We start from the raw sequence: 16,663 nt of genomic DNA on the forward strand, positions 1-16,663 counted from the left end.
GGATGGAACATGACCGTGCCCCAATCGCATGGCCGGGCTCGCGCGCTTCATGCGCCCTCTGCCCTGGGCCCCGACGTACGACCGCGCGAAGTATGGGCATGGGCCATGTATGACTTTGCCAATTCCGGCTACACCACGGTGGTCATCACCGCGCTGTTCAATGCCTACTTCGTCGCCGTGGTGGCCGGCAATGCCCCCTGGGCCACGCTGGCCTGGACCGCGGCACTTTCTCTTTCCTATGCACTAGTGGTGCTCAGCGCGCCGCTAGTCGGCGCCTATGCCGACCTGCGCGCAGCCAAGAAGACACTGCTTGCCGTGACGACGGCGGGTTGCGTGGTGTTCACCGCCCTGCTCTATTTTGCACAGCCCGGCACCCTTGGTCTGGCCATCCTGTGCGTAGTGCTGTCCAACTTCTTCTTCAGCAGCGGCGAAAACCTGATCGCCGCTTTCCTACCGTCGCTTTCTACTCCGCGCGCCTTGGGTCGGGTATCGGGCTGGGGGTGGAGTCTTGGCTATATCGGTGGCCTGGTCACGTTGGGCCTATGTCTGCTCTATGTCAACTGGGCGACCGCCCGGGGCCACGTCGCCAGCCAGTTCGTGCCCGTCACCATGCTGATCACGGCGGCCATCTTTGCCCTGGCGAGCCTGCCGACCTTCCTGCTGCTGGGCGACCGCGGCGCGCCGCAGATCGCTGTGGCCGCACCGGCTGGCGAGCAGGCCATCGGCGTAGCCTGGGCCCGAGTATGGCAACGCCTGAGCCAGCTGCGGCAGTTCCGGGACCTGCGCCGCTTCCTGCTGTGCACCCTGTTCTACCAGGCCGGTATCCAGGCGGTGATCACGCTGACCGCCATCTACGCCAACCAGGCCATGGGTTTCAGCACGCAGCAGACGCTGACCCTGGTGCTGGTGGTCAACCTGACGGCAGCGGCTGGCTCCTTGCTGTTCGGCCATGTGCAGGACCGGATCGGGCACGTGCGCGCCATTGCCCTGACGCTGCTGGGCTGGATCCTGACCATCCTGCTGGCGCGCGCCGCGCGCGACGCGCCGCTGTTCTGGCTTGCCGCCAATGTGGCCGGCCTGTGCCTGGGCGCCGCCCAGTCCGCCGGACGGGCCATGGTGGGGCTGCTGGCCCCGCCCTCGCGCGCGGCCGAGTTCTTCGGGCTGTGGGGCCTGGCGGTCAAGCTGGCCTCGATCGCCGGGCCGCTGACCTATGGCATGGCAACCTGGCTGACGGGCGGCGATCACCGACAGGCGCTGCTGGTCACCGGCAGCTACTTCGTCGTCGGGCTGGGCCTGCTGTGCAGGGTCAACACCGGGCGAGGGCGGCAGGCTGCCCTGCGCGCTGAGCGCAAGGTGGGAATGGAGACCGGCAACGGCGTTGCTACTGCCATTCCCCCTTGCCAGTAATGCCATTCACCAGGCCCTCTACTCGAATTCACGCATGTGAACAAACGCCGTCGCCGAGCGAGAGCTTCCATCTTCTCGCCCATTTGAGGGCCATATACCGTTGGCCAGCAACCTGCCGTACCTGTCTTTGACGGGCTGTATCTGACGCGTCGGGGAGGTGTCAACGCCCTCCAAGCGGACACGGTCATCAAGGGCTGTACGGCGGATACATCGCCGCACTTACGCGAATGCACGCGCGGAAAAGTTACCTGGTAGAAAGGCCGGCCATTTAGCGCCCGAGCTCGCCTCACACGGCAAAGCGAAAATGGCCGCTGTGCAACACGATGTGCCGCGCACCTGTCATCTCGAACAGCGCTCCCGCGACGCGTTCAATGTCCTGGCGGTTGCTCATGAATGCCGGTAGCAAATCTTCACTGCGGTACGACCGCGCGCCGAAATGATCTTCAAGCGCCTCGGCTGTGATCTCATAGGTTGCCGGCGAGCCGTCTACTTTCGCGGCGCACTGCAGGCTTGGGCCGGTCGGACAATAATCCGGCATCTCGCCGGCAAAGTCGATCTTATGCATAGCTCTCTGGCGTACTGCCCTCCAAAGTCTGTGCCTGCCTACGCCTCCTCGGCGCGGACTAGCAGGACGGGCGCGACGGCTACTAGGGTGATCAACTGCGCGACGCTGCCCATGGCGACAACGATGCGCTGGTACATAGCGGTTTCCCACGATGCGACCCTGTGGTGATTCATGTCTGGACTGGTTTGATTCAGCGTAGGGCGGCTCAGCATTTCCCGGTTGGTGCGCATCAACCGAACGGTCAGGACATATCGCCGACTGGCCGCTGGCGGACAAGCAATATGGGGCGAACCGACTTGCTGACGACGTGCTCCGAGACCGAGCCCAGCACCATGCGCCGCACGCCACGATGGCCGTGAGTGCCCATTACGATCAGGTCCGCGCTCCAGTGATCCGCTTCCTTGACGATCGCCTCGGCAATCTTCGCAGGGGTGCCTGGCGTCTCGGCCAACCTGCTGCTCCAGCGCACGCCGGCGGCACTCAGCCGCTCGCCGGCGCGAGCCAACACCTGCTTGCCGTAGGCAATAATGTCGGCCATCAGCCACGGCCGGTCGCCCGAACTGACCTCGAGAAGCAGGTCGCTGTCGTCAACGACAAACATGGCGCTGACTTCGGCATGAGTGACCAGCGCCATGGACACTGCCTGCTCCAGGGCGTTTAAGGATGAGCGGCTACCATCGATGGCTAGAAGAATGCGGCGGTACACGGCGACCTCGGCTGCGGCTATGGTTCTTTCCAAAGTAGCGGTCGCAACGATATGAAGCTTGATGCCAGTCAACAAATCCCTAAAGTCCCTCCCGCCGGTGGGCTGGGAATTCGGACCGGGGCATCGATGCGCAGGCCCACCCGTCTTCATGCGGCCAGTCGCGGTGGGCAAGTGGTAGACGGCGCTTCGCCGCGATTCAATGCGACAGCAGCAGCGGCATCGCGTCCGCCTGCCGTTAAGCTGCCTTGTGGGGGCTTGCGTTGGATCAACTCACGGCGCCGTTTGACCACTAGTGTGAATGCGTCAGTCGCTCGCGAGCGCTGTTCAGCACCCCCTTGGAAGCTTCCCGGACGTTATCCGTTCCAAGCGGAACCTTGGCCTTGCTTAGGCGTCGGCATAAATCCGCCGAGAAGGAGTAGCACATGTCCAACGAACATGCGCAGGTTGTCTGGTTCGAAGAACTAAGGCGGGCCGATGTTCCTCGCGTCGGTGGCAAGAACGCGTCGCTGGGCGAGATGGTGGCGAACCTCGCGCCCGGAGGGGTCAAGGTTCCACCCGGGTTCGCAGTCACGGCGGATGCATACTGGCGCTTTATCCATGCGAATAGCCTGCGCGAGCCGGTGTCCAGGACGCTCGGCGAACTTGCTGAAGGCAAGGTTTCCCTCGCCGAGGCCGGGGCCGCCATTCGTCAGCTCATTCTCCGAGGCGAATGGCCCAGAGAGACGGCAGAGGCGATCCGTGTGGCTTATGAAGAGCTGAACCAAAGGACCGGACGGGTCAACATGGACGTCGCAGTCCGCTCGAGTGCGACCGCCGAGGACTTGCCGGATGCGAGTTTCGCCGGACAACAGGAAACCTTCCTCAATATCCGGGGTGATCGCGCGCTCCTTGACGCTTGCCGGCGCTGCTACGCCTCACTTTTCACCGACCGCGCGATCAGCTACAGGCAGGCGAAGGGCTTCGACCATCTGAAGGTTGCTTTATCGGTCGGCGTCCAACGCATGGTGCGATCCGACCTGAGCGGCGCCGGAGTGATGTTTTCGATAGACACCGAAACCGGCTTCGACAAGGTCGTCCTGATCAACGCCGCCTGGGGTCTGGGCGAGAGTGTCGTGCAGGGCACCGTCGAACCAGACGAATACGAGGTGTTCAAGCCACTTCTGTCCGACCCGTCGCTCACGCCGATCATCGGGAAGAAGCTCGGCGACAAGAGCCGCAAGATGGTCTACACGAGCGATAGCCGCGCTCCGACCAAATGTGTCCCGACCTCGAAGGCAGAGCGCACGTCGTTCGTGTTGGAAGACGAGGAGATTCTCACCTTGTCGCGCTGGGCTCGCGCAATCGAAGACCACTATGGCCAACCCATGGACATCGAATGGGCGAAGGACGGCGAGACCGGAGAGTTGTTCATCGTCCAGGCCAGGCCGGAAACCGTCCAGTCGCGACGCGAGGCTAGCGCTGTGAAGCGCTATCGCATCAAGAAGGCCGGCCGCAAGCTGGCATCGGGCGTGAGCATCGGGGAAGCCGTCGCGGCAGGCGCGGTCTGCGTCATCGATAGCCCAAGGGAAATGGGACGCTTCGTCGACGGCGCCATCCTCGTGACCCAATCTACGGACCCCGACTGGGTGCCCGTCATGCGGCGTGCGGCTGCCATCGTCACCGACCTTGGCGGGCGGACCTCGCACGCGGCCATCGTCAGCCGCGAACTGGGGCTTCCGGCAATCGTCGGTACGGGCAATGCGACCCATCTGCTACACGACGAGCAAGAGGTCACCGTCTCCTGCGCGGAAGGCCGCGAGGGTTTCGTCTACGAAGGCACTGCCGACTATGAAGTCGACGAAATCGACTTTGGCAGTATCCCGGCAACGCATACCAGGGTCATGCTGAACCTGGCCAACCCCGCAGCAGCGCTCCGCTGGTGGCGGATCCCGGCCGATGGCGTCGGGCTGGCGCGAATGGAGTTCGTGATCGGTAATCACATCAAGATCCATCCAATGGCGCTGGTCCGCTACGACACGCTAAAGGACGATGCCGCCAGGCAGACGATTGCCGGCTTGACAGCCGGATACGAAAGCAAGACGGAGTACTTCGTGGACCGGCTCGCGCGCGGACTGGGGCGAATTGCCGCTCTGCAGTATCCCCGTCCTGTAGTGGTTCGCATGAGCGACTTCAAGACAAACGAGTACGCGCATCTGATCGGCGGCGCGGAATTCGAGCCGCGGGAGGAGAACCCGATGCTTGGATTCCGTGGCGCGTCACGATACTACTCGCCTCGCTATCGAGAGGGCTTCGCGCTGGAATGCCAGGCGATTTGCCGCCTGCGCAGGGAGATGGGGTTCACTAATGTGATCGTCATGATTCCGTTCTGCCGCTCGGCGAAAGAGGCGGACCGCGTACTGGAGGTCATGGCGGAGAACGGCCTCGTGCGCGGCGAAGCCGGCCTGAACGTATATGTCATGTGCGAGATCCCGTCGAACGTGATCCTGGCGGGCGAGTTCGCCAAGCGCTTCGATGGCTTTTCGATCGGCAGCAACGACCTGACTCAGCTCACGCTCGGCGTGGATCGCGACTCATCAGAACTCGCGGCGTTGTTCGACGAGCAGGACGACGCCGTCAAATGGATGATCCGCAGCGTCATCGCCGAGGCGCACAAGGCCGGGGCCGAAGTCGGCTTGTGCGGCCAGGCGCCTAGCGACCACCCGGAGTTCGCTGGATTCCTTGTCGAAAGCGGCATCGATTCGATGTCGGTGAGTCCCGATAGCTTTATCGCGGTCAAGCGTCACGTTGCTGCCGCCGAGCATGCGAGGACAAGGATCTCGTATGTATGAGCGTCAGAAAGGTGAAGGATGGAAGTGATATGGCGGGAGAACCGAAGAACATTCCCTGCTGCCAGGCCATGAGTCCGATGTCCTCGCTAAAGCGGGCAGGACTTGCCCTTGCCCGCTCAGGTAACGGACGGCCGGGCAACGCTGGCCGCCCCGCTTCTCGTTGCCTGCCCCCGCCCCTATAGTGGTCCCAAGGAGACCAAGCGCCAGAATGGATCTATCCACAATCATCCACAAGACCGCAGCGGATCTGCGTGTTGCGCCAAATTTTGCCGACTATGAGGCGGAGCGTCATGGATTTTCCTGGGACGCCATCCGCAGGACCCTCGGCGCCCAACCCGATGGCGGGTTGAATATCGCGTGGCAGGCGGTGGATCGCCATGTGGAAAGTGGTGCGGGTGACAAGGTCGCATTCCGCTTTCTTTCACGGGGCGGACCGGCAGCGCGCGCCGTCACCTACGCACAGCTGGCCAGTCTCACCAATCGCTTCTGCAACGTACTGCGCGAACTCGGCGTGGGCAAGGGAGACCGGATCTTCATTCTCGCTGGACGCATTCCGGAGCTTTATACGGCCCTGCTCGGCGGTCTGAAGAACGGCTGCGTGGTGTCGCCGCTGTTCTCGGCATTCGGGCCCGAGCCGATCGCCACGCGACTGAACCTCGGCAAGGGCTCGGTGCTGGTCACCACCGACCAACTCTTCATGCGCAAGGTCGCCGCATGGCGCGACCGCATGCCGAGCCTCAAACACATCCTGCTGGTCGCGGAAGACGGCGGCTCCACCGCGATACCGGGGACGCTTGACCTGGCTGCAATGATGCGCAGCGCGACCGACGCGTGCCAGATCACGCCTACCACGTCCGAAGACATGGCGCTGTTGCATTTCACCAGCGGCACGACCGGCACGCCAAAGGGGGCCGTGCACGTCCATGGCGCCGCGCTCACCCACTGGGCAACCGGCAGGTATGCGCTCGATCTTCATGCGGACGACATCTATTGGTGCACCGCCGATCCGGGTTGGGTGACCGGCACATCCTACGGTGCCATCGCGCCATTGCTGCATGGCATAACGTCTATTGTGGACCTCGAAGAATTCGACGCGCAGCGCTGGTACGGAATCCTTCACGACGAAGGCGTCACGGTCTGGTATACGGCGCCGACCGCGATCCGCATGCTGATGAAGGCGGGAACCGAAGCAGCCAGAGTGCGTGCTTTCCCGCGACTGCGGTTTATCGCCAGTGTCGGCGAGCCCCTGAACCCAGAGGCCGTCTGGTGGGGCAAGAACGTGCTGGGCCTGCCGATTCACGACAACTGGTGGCAAACGGAAACGGGGGGCATCATGATCGCCAATACGCCAGCCTTTGATATCAAGCCTGGCTCGATGGGCCGGCCGCTTCCCGGCGTGGATGCTGCCATCGTGCGGCGTAACGAAGACGGGCGCGCCGAACTGATCGATAGCCCCGGAACCGAGGGCGAGCTTGCACTCAGAAGCGGTTGGCCGTCAATGTTCCGGGCTTATCTCAACGAGGAAGCGCGCTACCGCAAGTGCTTCGCACACGAATGGTACCTGACCGGCGACCTGGCTCGCCGCGATACCGACGGCTACTACTGGTTCGTCGGCCGCACTGACGACGTCATCAAGTCGTCCGGACACCTGATCGGCCCCTTCGAGGTCGAAAGTGCGCTGATGGAGCATCCGGCCGTCGCCGAAGCCGGCGTCATCGGCAAGCCGGATCCGGTTGCGGGAGAAGTGGTGAAGGCATTCGTATCGCTCAACAAAGGCTTTGAACCTTCTGAAGCGCTGCGCCTGGAGCTTCTTGGTCATGGCAGGAGCCGCCTCGGCGCGTCGGTGGCCCCCAAGGACATCGCCTTCCTTGCGGAATTGCCACGAACACGCAGTGGCAAGATCATGCGCCGATTGCTGAAGGCACGGGAACTTGGCCTGCCGGAGGGGGACACCTCCACGCTTGAGACCGGATCATGATGGACATCGAGCATCCCGCCCCGCCGCCACCTTCCGGACCGGTGCCCTATGACAAGGCCTTCGCGCTTACGCTGCTGCGCGACATGGTACGTATTCGCCGTCTTGAGGAGACATGCGCGCAGCGCTACGGCGAGGGCAAGATACGCGGCTTCCTGCATCTGTACATTGGCGAGGAAGCCGTATGCGTTGGTGTTCTCCATGCGCTCGCCCCCGACGACAATGTGGTCGCCACCTATCGGGAGCACGGGCATGCGCTGGTTCGCGGCATGGACATGCGCGTGCTGATGGCCGAAATGTACGGCAAGCAGGAGGGCTGTGCGCGAGGCCGCGGCGGCTCGATGCACCTGTTTAGCCGCGCTGCCCGGCTCTTCGGGGGCAATGCCATCGTGGGCGCAGGTCTCCCGCTGGCGGTCGGCCTTGCGCTCGCCGGACAAATGCAGGGCAGCCAGCGTGTCACCGCCTGCTTCTTCGGCGACGGAGCGGTCGCCGAAGGCGCGTTCCATGAATCGATGAACCTGGCCGCATTGTGGAAGCTCCCGCTTTTGTTCTGCTGCGAAAACAATCTCTATGCGATGGGGACGGCTCTTGAGCGTCATGAGTCCCAGACAGACCTCTGCGCCAAGGCAGCGTCCTACAACATGCGGGCTTTCGCGGCCGACGGAATGGACGTGGTCGCCGTCTGCGAAGCTGCCCGGAATGCCGTGGCCAGCGTCCGGGGCGGCACGGGGCCGGTGTTCCTTGAACTGCGCACCTATCGCTTCCGCGCTCACTCCATGTACGACCCGGATCTGTACCGCCAGGCGGCCGAGGTCGAGGCGTGGAAGACACGCGGTCCCATTCATACGTTCACCGCGCGGCTGAAGGCGGAAGGCAAGCTGACGGAAGACGAGTTTCTCTTGCTGGACACCGACGCTGGTGCGGAGGTTGCGAGGGCCGAGGCCTTTGCCGAGGCGGGCACCCTGGAGCCTGTCGAGGATCTGCTGAAGGATGTTTACTCACCGGCAGGCGGTACCCCATGAGCTTGCGCCTCAGCTACCGGGAGGCCGTGCGCGAAGCCCTGCGCGAGGCGCTTGCCAAGGACCCCCGCGTCTTCCTGATGGGCGAGGACGTCGGCCGCTACGGCGGCAGTTATGCGGTCTCCAAGGGGCTGCTGGCCGAGTTCGGCCCGGAACGCATCCGCGATACACCTCTTTCGGAACTCGGCTTCACCGGCGCCGGCATCGGCGCGGCCCTGGGCGACATGCGCCCCATCGTCGAGGTGATGACCGTCAATTTCAGCCTGCTCGCACTCGACCAGATCGTTAATACCGCAGCCTTGTACCGCCATATGTCTGGTGGGCAGTTCTCCGTACCGCTGGTGATCCGGATGGCCACCGGGGCTGGCCGCCAGGTCGCGGCCCAGCACTCTCACAGCTTCGAGGGCTGGTATGCCAGCATACCCGGCCTCAGGATCCTGGCGCCCGCCACTGTGGAGGACGCACGCCGCATGCTGGCGCCGGCATTGGCCGATCCCGACCCGGTGCTGATCTTCGAGCATGCAGGCCTGTACAACGTGGAAAGCGAGATTCCGGAAGCGTCCGTAGTAGATATCCACTCGGCACGGGTCAGGCGGCCCGGCAAGGACGTGACCCTGATCGCGTATGGTGGTGGCCTGCCCAAGGCGATGCAAGCCGCCGATTCGCTTTCGGCCCAGGGAATCGATGCCGAGGTGGTCGATTTGCGCGTCCTGCGTCCGCTGGACGATGCGACCATCATGGCCTCCGTCGCAAAATGCCGTCGTGCGGTGATCGTCGACGAGGGCTGGCGCAGCGTCAGCCTCGCCGCGGAGCTGATGGCGCGCATCGTCGAGCAGGTTTTCTATGAACTCGACGCACCTGTCGCGCGGGTCTGTTCTGCGGAGGTACCGATTCCTTATGCCAGGCATATGGAAGAGGCCGCCCTGCCCCAGGCGGACAAGATTGCAACCGCCGCCAGCCAGCTGATCGCATGAGCAAGCCGGCAGCCCTCACTTCCAGCGCCCGCAACCGGCGCATCGCTCCGGCGAGGACAACATGATCGAATTCCGCCTCCCCTCGCTGGGCGCAGACATGGACGAGGGTACGCTGCTCGAATGGGCCGTGCAGCCCGGCGACACCGTGAAGAAGGGGCAGATCATCGCCGTGGTCGACACCAGCAAGGCTGCGATCGAGGTGGAGACGTGGCACGACGGTGTCGTCGCCGAGCTTCTGGTTTCGCGGGGAGACAAGATTCCCGTCGGCACGTTGATGGCGACCTTCCTTGAACCTGGCGAAACACCAGGCGCCCTGCAGCGCGCGTCTGGGCCAGAGCAGGCGAGCGGCACTCCGGGTCGACGCATGGTGTCCCCGGCAGCGCGCAAGCTCGCACTGGAACAGGGGATCGACGTCGCAGCCCTCACCGGCACCGGGCCGGGAGGCGCGGTAACGCTGGCCGATGTCGAGCAAGCGGCGCACAAGCCCTCCGCCACGCCAGGCGACCGATCGGCCGAGATCCGCAAGACAATTGGCGCCGCGATGGCGCGAGCCAAGCGCGAGATTCCTCATTACTACGTCGCAGAGACGATTCCGTTGCGGACTGCGCTCGCCTGGCTCACCCGGGAAAATGCTGGCCGATCCATGAGCGAGCGCGTCCTCCCAGCGGTCTTGCTGATCAAAGCCGTCGCAGTTGCGCTCAAGCGCTTCCCCGAGTTGAATGGATTCTTCCGCAACGGTGCCTTCAGCGCCGCAACGGCGGTGCACGTCGGGATCGCGATATCCCTCCGCCAGGGCGGCCTGGTGGCGCCGGCGCTGCTGCATGCCGACAGCAAGCCAGTTGCACAACTGATGCAGGAACTGGCCGACCTGGTCAGGCGCTGTCGCGCTGGTTCCCTCAGGCGTGCCGAATTGTCCGAGCCTACCATTACCGTTACCAATCTCGGGGATCAGGGCGCGGAACAGGTGTTCGGGGTCATCTATCCTCCACAGGTGGCGCTGGTGGGTTTTGGTCGCATCATTGAGCAGCCATGGGTGGAAGACGGTGCGGTGACAGTGATGCCAGCCCTGACAGCCACCCTCTCGGCCGACCATCGTGTCTCGGACGGTCATCGCGGCGCACTCTTTCTCACCGAACTACGAGAACTGCTACGACATCCTGAGGAGTTTGACCGATGAACAACGCCAGTATCCGCGCCATCGTCGTATCCACGTTGCGCGAGATCGCCCCTGAAATCGAGCCGCAGGCCCTGCGCCCGGATCGTCCGCTGCGCAGGGAGGTCGATCTTGATTCCATGGACTGGCTCCGCTTCCTGCTCGCCCTGCACGAGACATTGAAAGTGGAAATCCCGGAGTCCGACTACAGCCGGCTCGTCACGCTTGACGATGTCGTTTCCTACCTGGAAGCCGCAGCAGCACGTTGAGCCTGCTTCGGGCCGAAGCCGAGAGAACGCCGTGTCCTGCACGCCCGGCACACATGGCACGGGAGGGAAGCCCTTCGCGGAACAGTGGTGGTACGTGTGCCGGCAGGCAAGCCAAAAGCATCGGGGGCAATCATGCCAGACTACTATGTGAACAGGCCGTCTCCCGGACCGAGACCCATCTGGGTGGAACGTTATCCCCCAGGCGCGCCTGCGGAGGTCGACGTCCATCGCTCTGCTTCGCTTGCCGACATGCTCGTGGGGATGAATACCCTGTTCAGGCTATTGCTCGACGCACCGGGTTTTGCGGAAGCCTGCCGGGCAAACGCCCGCAACCTCAAGGTGGCAGTTGCCGGCGGAAGACGCAATGAATGACAGGCGCGATCCTACTATCCCTTGTGCCCCCCAACCGGGGCTTGCCGATGCGCAACGCCTGCTTGGCATCGTACGCGCGCTGGCGGCTGAGCTGCGGCCCGGTGCGCAGGACGTCAGCACGTTGGGGATAGATCATTCGCTCGAGCGCGATTTCGGCCTGGACAGCTTGGCGCGGGCGGAGCTGCTGACACGTATCGAGCACGAATATGGCAGCAGGATCAATGAAGAAGCACTCATGGCCGCCGATACACCTCGTGACCTGCTCAGTCTGGCAGCGCATGGGGCAGCAGCGGCCATTCCCGCCACGATGCCCGCGGTTCCCGTGGTGCAAGGTGCGGCCAGGACGGCAGCAGCCAACCGGCCGCCAGACAGTGCCGCCACGCTAATGGATCTGATTGACTGGCATGCGGCGTCGCATGGCGATGAGCTATACGCCACCCTCCAGGGGAGCGGCGACCTTAGCTACGGGTCAATGCGGGCGGGCGCGCTTGCCGTAGCCACTGGCCTGGCGCGGCAGGGCCTGGCTGCAGGTGACCGGGTGGCCCTTATGCTGCCGACCGGACGCGACTTCTTCGACGTATTCTTCGGCGCGCTTTATGCGGGTTGCATCCCCGTCCCGCTTTATCCGCCCGCGCGCCTTTCCCAGATCGAGGACCACATGCGGCGCAGCGCCGGGATCCTTGCCAATGCCGAGGCTGCCATCCTCGTGACTGCGCCACCGGCCAAGCCCCTGCTACGCCTGCTGCGCCCACAGTGCGCGGCGCTGCGCCAGATCCTGGCGCCTGCCGATCTCAGCGCCGCTGGTGACGCACCGAGCGACGCATGGCGCCGGCGAGCGGATGACATTGCCTTTCTGCAATACACTTCCGGCAGCACGGGCAACCCAAAAGGGGTCGTGCTGACGCATGCCAGTCTACTGGCCAACTTGCGGGCGATGGAGCGTGCCGCGCATGTTACTGCGGCCGATGTCTTTGTGTCGTGGCTGCCGCTGTACCACGACATGGGCCTGATCGGCGCCTGCATGGGGAGCCTGCAGGTCGGATTCCGCCTGGTGCTGCTGTCGCCCACTGATTTCCTGACGCGCCCTGCCTCTTGGCTGTGGGCCATTCACCAGCATCGCGGCACGTTGTCCGCGGCGCCGAACTTCGCCTACGAGCTCTGCGCGAGCAAGATTGATGAAAAGGATCTTGCCGGCCTGGACCTAAGTTCGTGGCGCCTGGCATACAACGGTGCTGAGCCGGTCAGCTCCGAAACCATTGACAGCTTTACCGCACGCTTTGCCAGGTATGGCTTCGATCGCGCCGCCATGACCCCTGTATACGGCCTCGCCGAGTGCTCGGTCGGACTCGCGTTCCCGCCGGCAGGACGTGGGCCGTGCGTCGACCAGGTCGATCGGGAGACGCTCGCGCGCCAGGGTATCGCCCGTGCGCCGGACCGGTCGGAGCGCAAGGCGCTCAAGCTGGTCTCCAGCGGCCTGCCGTTGCCGGGACATCAGATCCGCATCGCCGATCTAGCCGGCCACGAGTTGCCCGAACGCTCCCTGGGGCATGTCCAGTTCCAGGGCCCGTCCGCGACCACGGGCTACTTCCGCAACCCCGACGCCACGGCGGGCCTGTTCGATGGCCCATGGCTGAAGACCGGCGACATGGGCTATATCGCAGCCGGCGAGCTTTATCTGGCAGGGCGCCTCAAGGACATCATCATTCGCGCCGGCCAGCACCTGTTTCCGCAGGAACTCGAGGAGGCGATCAGCCGGGTAAGCGGTGTGCGCAAGGGCGGTGTCGCGGTCTTCCCCGCCACCGATGCGCGCTCCGGTACCGAGCGCCTGGTCGTTCTGGCCGAGACCCTTGAAGAGAACGACGATGCCCGCAGCCAGATACGCACGGAAATCAGCCATCTGGCGGTCGATTTGATGGGCATGCCTGTCGACGAAGTGCTGCTGGCGCCGCCGCGCACGGTACTGAAGACGTCCAGCGGAAAGCTGCGCCGTGCCGCCTGCCGGGAGTTGTATGAACGGGGCGAGATCCATGGCACGCCGCGCGCGCCCTGGCGTCAATTGCTACGAATTGCCATCTCTGGCGCAAGCATCCAGTTCGCGCGCTTCCTGCATCAAGCTTCAGCGTGGCTCTGGGCTGCCTGGGTATGGACGGTTTGCGTTGTGTTTGCCCTGCCGGCTTGTCTGATGGTGGTGCTTTTGCCGGGGCGCCCACTGCGCCGGCGGAGCGCGCGAGCCAGCGCCCGGCTCGGTCTCGCGCTGACGGGGTTGTCTCCGAAGATCGAAGGCCTGCCCGAGCTCGGCCGGTCGGCACCGGTCGTCATCGTGGCCAACCACGCCAGCTACACCGATGTGATTTTGCTCACGGCAGTGCTGCCTCCCCACTTCACCTTTGTGGCGAAGCAGGAGCTGCAGCGGAGCCAGCCGCTGGCGCTGCTGCTGGGCAGGCTTGGCTGCGCCTTCGTTGAGCGCTTCGACCCCGCACGTGGGGTCGAAGATACCAGTGCGCTGGAGAAGCGAATCATCGGGGGCGAATCCCTCGTCTTCTTTCCGGAGGGCACGTTCCGGCGAGAGCCCGGACTGATGCCTTTTAGACTGGGGGCGTTCCGGTGCGCCGCCCGCGCGCGGGCACCGGTTATTCCCATCGCCCTGCTCGGCACTCGCTCATTGCTGCGGGACGGGCGCTGGTGGCCGAGTCATGCATCGTTGGCGTTCATTGCGAGCGAAGCGGTCTTCGCATCAGGCGATGACTGGCAAGCAGTATTGCGGCTGCGCGACGCGGCTCGCGACAAGATCCGCGCGAGGCTTCAGGAGCCAGACGCGGCAGCTTGATCCGCCATCTTGGGCGACTACCGCGCCCGCTTGAGTTGCTGGCCATCTTCGTGGCGGGCGTCGTGTAAGCAGATGACCATCGGCCCCCGGTACGGCGGAATCCTTGGGCGCTGAGTACCGGGAAGCGTTGCCTGCCCGTCCCGCGACACAAGTGACGCGCTCGGCTTTCCGGATCGCGCGGTCGGGTTGGGGAGGCAATGCATGGCTCTTTGATGCAGAGCAAATCGAAACCGCCATCGCTTGCCAAAGTAGAAAGCACCCGGCGTGCACCGCGCCGTCATTCCAGGAGATCATGATGAGCAACCTAAGACGCTATGACCCCTTCTCGATCGAACCGCTTGGCGATGTGCTGCAGAGCATGTTGCGCAACTGGCGAATTGCGCCGGACACATCCTTGCCCTTCAAGGTCGACGTCGCCGAGTCCGACGCCAGCTACACCATCGCCGCTGATCTGCCGGGGGTGAAGAAGGAAGACATCAACGTCACCGTAGACCGCGGCACTGTGATGATCTCGGCCAAGCTCGAGAGGGCGTCTGAAGAACGGGAAGGTGATCGCGTGATCCGGCAGGAGCGCTACAGCGGATCCATGCAACGCGCCTTCACGCTGGGCGGCAACATCGATTCGGACAAGATCGACGCCAGCTTCCAGAACGGTGTGCTTCGGCTCGTACTTCCAAAGAAGGACGCTTCACCGCAACAGCGCGTCACCATCCGCTGAAGCCGGCGTGGCAACGAGATTGTGATGCGAGTTCAGGATATCTGTCCGACGAAGGCCGTGCGCATTACCATGTCCAACGCAGCGCTGCTACCGGTACGGGTGCGGACCGGTGCCGCACCGACGTCGCCGAAGGGATGACGGGTGGGCTCGTGGCGATCTGCCATTGCCGACGGGATCCAGCGCCCCGGCGTGCCGACTCCGTTCCACGCACACTTCGATGGCCGCCCCAATCAATCTGTGGCAGTACTATTGTAACGGCGCCATATCTCATCAAGGTGCAAGAAATGAAATCGGATTACCAGGTTCAGAAGGACGTCGAGGAGGAACTCGACTGGGATCCCGCAATTGACGCGGCGTCCATCGGCGTTGAGGTCCATGATGGGATCGTCACGCTAAATGGACACCTGTCCAGTTTCGCTGAGAAGCTTGCAGCCGAGCGGGCTACGGAACGCGTCTCGGGCGTGCGCGGCGTCGTCGTCAAGCTTGACGTGAGTCCGCCCAGCGCTTTCCCCGACGAAGCCATTGCCCACGCGGCACGCGACGCATTGGAGTGGCACGTCCACGTGCCGTCGGACGCTATCAAGGTGCGCGTGGAGCGCGGCTGGGTCACGCTGTCCGGAAACGTCAACTGGGGCTACCAGAAGAATTTGGCTGAACGCACAGTGGGCCAGCTCCGTGGGGTGGTCGGGATCATCAACAACATCCGGATGAACGAAAGGACTGCGCCGCCAGATGTCGAGAATCGCATCGAGGAGGCACTACGCCGCCATGCCCTTCGCGAGGCACACCATATCAGCGTCAAGGTCAAAGACGGCACTGCCACGTTGACCGGCCGCGTGGATTCGCTGGCGGAGCGTCGCGCTGCCGTCGGAGCCGCGTGGTCTGCGCCGGGCATCTCGGCGGTGATCGATCAGCTGGAAGCCAGGCCGTGACGCCTGAATGGCGATCAAGTACGGAGGGCAATCACCGGGCACCCGGATAGCCACACGGCCTAGTATGCAGCTGAAGCGGCAGTTAGACGTGTGGCCGGGCTGAGTTCGGCATCACCGTTCATTAGAACGGCAAGGGACACGGACTGGGAAGACGACTGGTCGAGAAGATGAGGGCGCGCCCGCGTTCTTGCTTAGGGTTGCGTCATCGCAATCGGCGCGCACGGCCGTCAGCGTACGCTGGTAGCAGGCAAGCTGCTCGCCCCGTGCAAGCGACAGACGGCGGCGGCGTGGCGGCGTCCCATACCGACGTGCTGAGCGCGAGATATAGCCGGGCTCAAGCTAACGTCCGACCATCGAAGTTGCTGCGGGCGCGGCGCAAGCCGATCGAATAGGGCTTCGGGGTCAAGAATCCGGTCCGTCAACGGCCTCTGCTGATCGCATCGAGGAGTTGGCGGCCTTTCCCAGTCACGCGGATCTGCCTGCGCTCCGGTGTCGCAGCTTCGAGACGAACCAGCTGGCGCTCGACAAGGGTACCAATGTCGGCGGGGTCCAGCTCACGGTTTCCTTCCGCGTCACCGAGAACAATCAGGGCTGCTATCTCGTGCGGGCTCAGCATCTCTGTCTCCGGCAGTGTTTGATCGGTCATGCCTGGTACGCCGCAGCAGCCTCGCCTAGCCGCCGGGCCGGTCGCCGGCACGTGTCTGACACTATAGAAGTCGAGGTCCCATGGGAGTCACCAGATTCCGGTGTGTTTGCGCTCGATCAAATTGAATTGCCGCATTGAGCAGCACCTGCCTGGCTCGAATCACAGTCGCTTAAGCGGCCTAACTGTGAAGGCAAAATGGGTCCAGCTCATGGCAGGGTTGTTGCGGCGCCAGGTAAGCGCGAGACGGTAGCCGATTCTCGCGGGTCCTGGCG

General features: G+C 63.9%; 14 protein-coding genes. 11 read left to right on the forward strand and 3 right to left on the reverse strand.

Annotation, left to right across the window (positions count from 1 at the left end):
• The first annotated feature begins 9 nt into the window (after positions 1 to 9).
• Entirely contained in the window at positions 10 to 1,407 is a 1,398-nt protein-coding gene (locus ACAD63_RS08865) for an MFS transporter (RefSeq protein ID WP_135706963.1), read from the forward strand.
• Between the two features lie 286 nt (positions 1,408 to 1,693).
• Here the strand turns inward: ACAD63_RS08865 and ACAD63_RS08870 are convergent, their stop codons facing one another.
• Positions 1,694 to 1,972 carry a DUF1488 domain-containing protein gene (locus ACAD63_RS08870; RefSeq protein ID WP_133092800.1) on the reverse strand — a complete coding sequence of 93 codons (279 nt, stop codon included), beginning with the start codon at positions 1,970 to 1,972 and terminating at the stop codon, positions 1,694 to 1,696.
• A 241-nt stretch (positions 1,973 to 2,213) separates the two neighbouring features.
• Positions 2,214 to 2,678, reverse strand: a complete 465-nt coding sequence (locus ACAD63_RS08875) for a universal stress protein (protein ID WP_434033972.1) — start codon at positions 2,676 to 2,678, stop codon at positions 2,214 to 2,216.
• Positions 2,679 to 3,100: 422 nt separating this feature from the next.
• Between ACAD63_RS08875 and ppsA the strand changes: the two genes are divergently transcribed.
• The 10 genes from ppsA to ACAD63_RS08925 all read left to right on the forward strand — a co-directional run bounded on the left by ppsA (position 3,101) and on the right by ACAD63_RS08925 (position 15,745).
• Positions 3,101 to 5,506: a phosphoenolpyruvate synthase gene (gene ppsA, locus ACAD63_RS08880; RefSeq protein ID WP_434033790.1), complete on the forward strand. Its 2,406-nt coding sequence runs from the start codon at positions 3,101 to 3,103 to the stop codon at positions 5,504 to 5,506.
• 208 nt (positions 5,507 to 5,714) lie between these two features.
• Positions 5,715 to 7,484 carry an acetate--CoA ligase gene (gene acsA, locus ACAD63_RS08885; protein ID WP_343657331.1) on the forward strand — a complete coding sequence of 590 codons (1,770 nt, stop codon included), beginning with the start codon at positions 5,715 to 5,717 and terminating at the stop codon, positions 7,482 to 7,484.
• The gene (gene pdhA, locus ACAD63_RS08890) at positions 7,481 to 8,503 is read left to right on the forward strand and encodes a pyruvate dehydrogenase (acetyl-transferring) E1 component subunit alpha (protein ID WP_133092804.1); all 1,023 of its coding nucleotides are present in this window, start codon (positions 7,481 to 7,483) and stop codon (positions 8,501 to 8,503) included. The genes acsA and pdhA overlap by 4 nt, the downstream gene beginning before the upstream one ends.
• Entirely contained in the window at positions 8,500 to 9,474 is a 975-nt protein-coding gene (locus ACAD63_RS08895) for an alpha-ketoacid dehydrogenase subunit beta (RefSeq protein WP_133092805.1), read from the forward strand. The genes pdhA and ACAD63_RS08895 overlap by 4 nt, the downstream gene beginning before the upstream one ends.
• A 61-nt stretch (positions 9,475 to 9,535) precedes the next feature.
• Positions 9,536 to 10,651, forward strand: a complete 1,116-nt coding sequence (locus ACAD63_RS08900; RefSeq protein ID WP_434033791.1) for a dihydrolipoamide acetyltransferase family protein — start codon at positions 9,536 to 9,538, stop codon at positions 10,649 to 10,651.
• Positions 10,648 to 10,896, forward strand: coding sequence for an acyl carrier protein (locus tag ACAD63_RS08905; protein WP_133092807.1), 249 nt, complete (start codon positions 10,648 to 10,650; stop codon positions 10,894 to 10,896). The genes ACAD63_RS08900 and ACAD63_RS08905 overlap by 4 nt, the downstream gene beginning before the upstream one ends.
• Before the next feature lie 183 nt (positions 10,897 to 11,079).
• Positions 11,080 to 11,268 (forward strand): hypothetical protein, encoded by a 189-nt coding sequence (locus ACAD63_RS08910; RefSeq protein ID WP_133092808.1) that lies wholly within the window; start codon positions 11,080 to 11,082, stop codon positions 11,266 to 11,268.
• A complete protein-coding gene (locus ACAD63_RS08915; protein ID WP_434033792.1) occupies positions 11,261 to 14,095 on the forward strand; it encodes an AMP-binding protein in 2,835 nt (944 codons plus the stop codon). The genes ACAD63_RS08910 and ACAD63_RS08915 overlap by 8 nt, the downstream gene beginning before the upstream one ends.
• 295 nt (positions 14,096 to 14,390) lie before the next feature.
• Positions 14,391 to 14,813, forward strand: a complete 423-nt coding sequence (locus ACAD63_RS08920) for an Hsp20/alpha crystallin family protein (protein ID WP_133092993.1) — start codon at positions 14,391 to 14,393, stop codon at positions 14,811 to 14,813.
• 284 nt (positions 14,814 to 15,097) lie between these two features.
• The gene (locus ACAD63_RS08925) at positions 15,098 to 15,745 is read left to right on the forward strand and encodes a BON domain-containing protein (protein ID WP_135706969.1); all 648 of its coding nucleotides are present in this window, start codon (positions 15,098 to 15,100) and stop codon (positions 15,743 to 15,745) included.
• A gap of 418 nt (positions 15,746 to 16,163) precedes the next feature.
• On the opposite strand, the gene ACAD63_RS08930 is transcribed toward ACAD63_RS08925, so the two are convergent.
• Positions 16,164 to 16,391 (reverse strand): hypothetical protein, encoded by a 228-nt coding sequence (locus ACAD63_RS08930; RefSeq protein WP_240746044.1) that lies wholly within the window; start codon positions 16,389 to 16,391, stop codon positions 16,164 to 16,166.
• Positions 16,392 to 16,663 lie beyond the last annotated feature (272 nt).

Source organism: Cupriavidus sp. a3, assembly GCF_051015765.1.
GTDB classification, from domain to species: domain Bacteria; phylum Pseudomonadota; class Gammaproteobacteria; order Burkholderiales; family Burkholderiaceae; genus Cupriavidus; species Cupriavidus oxalaticus_A.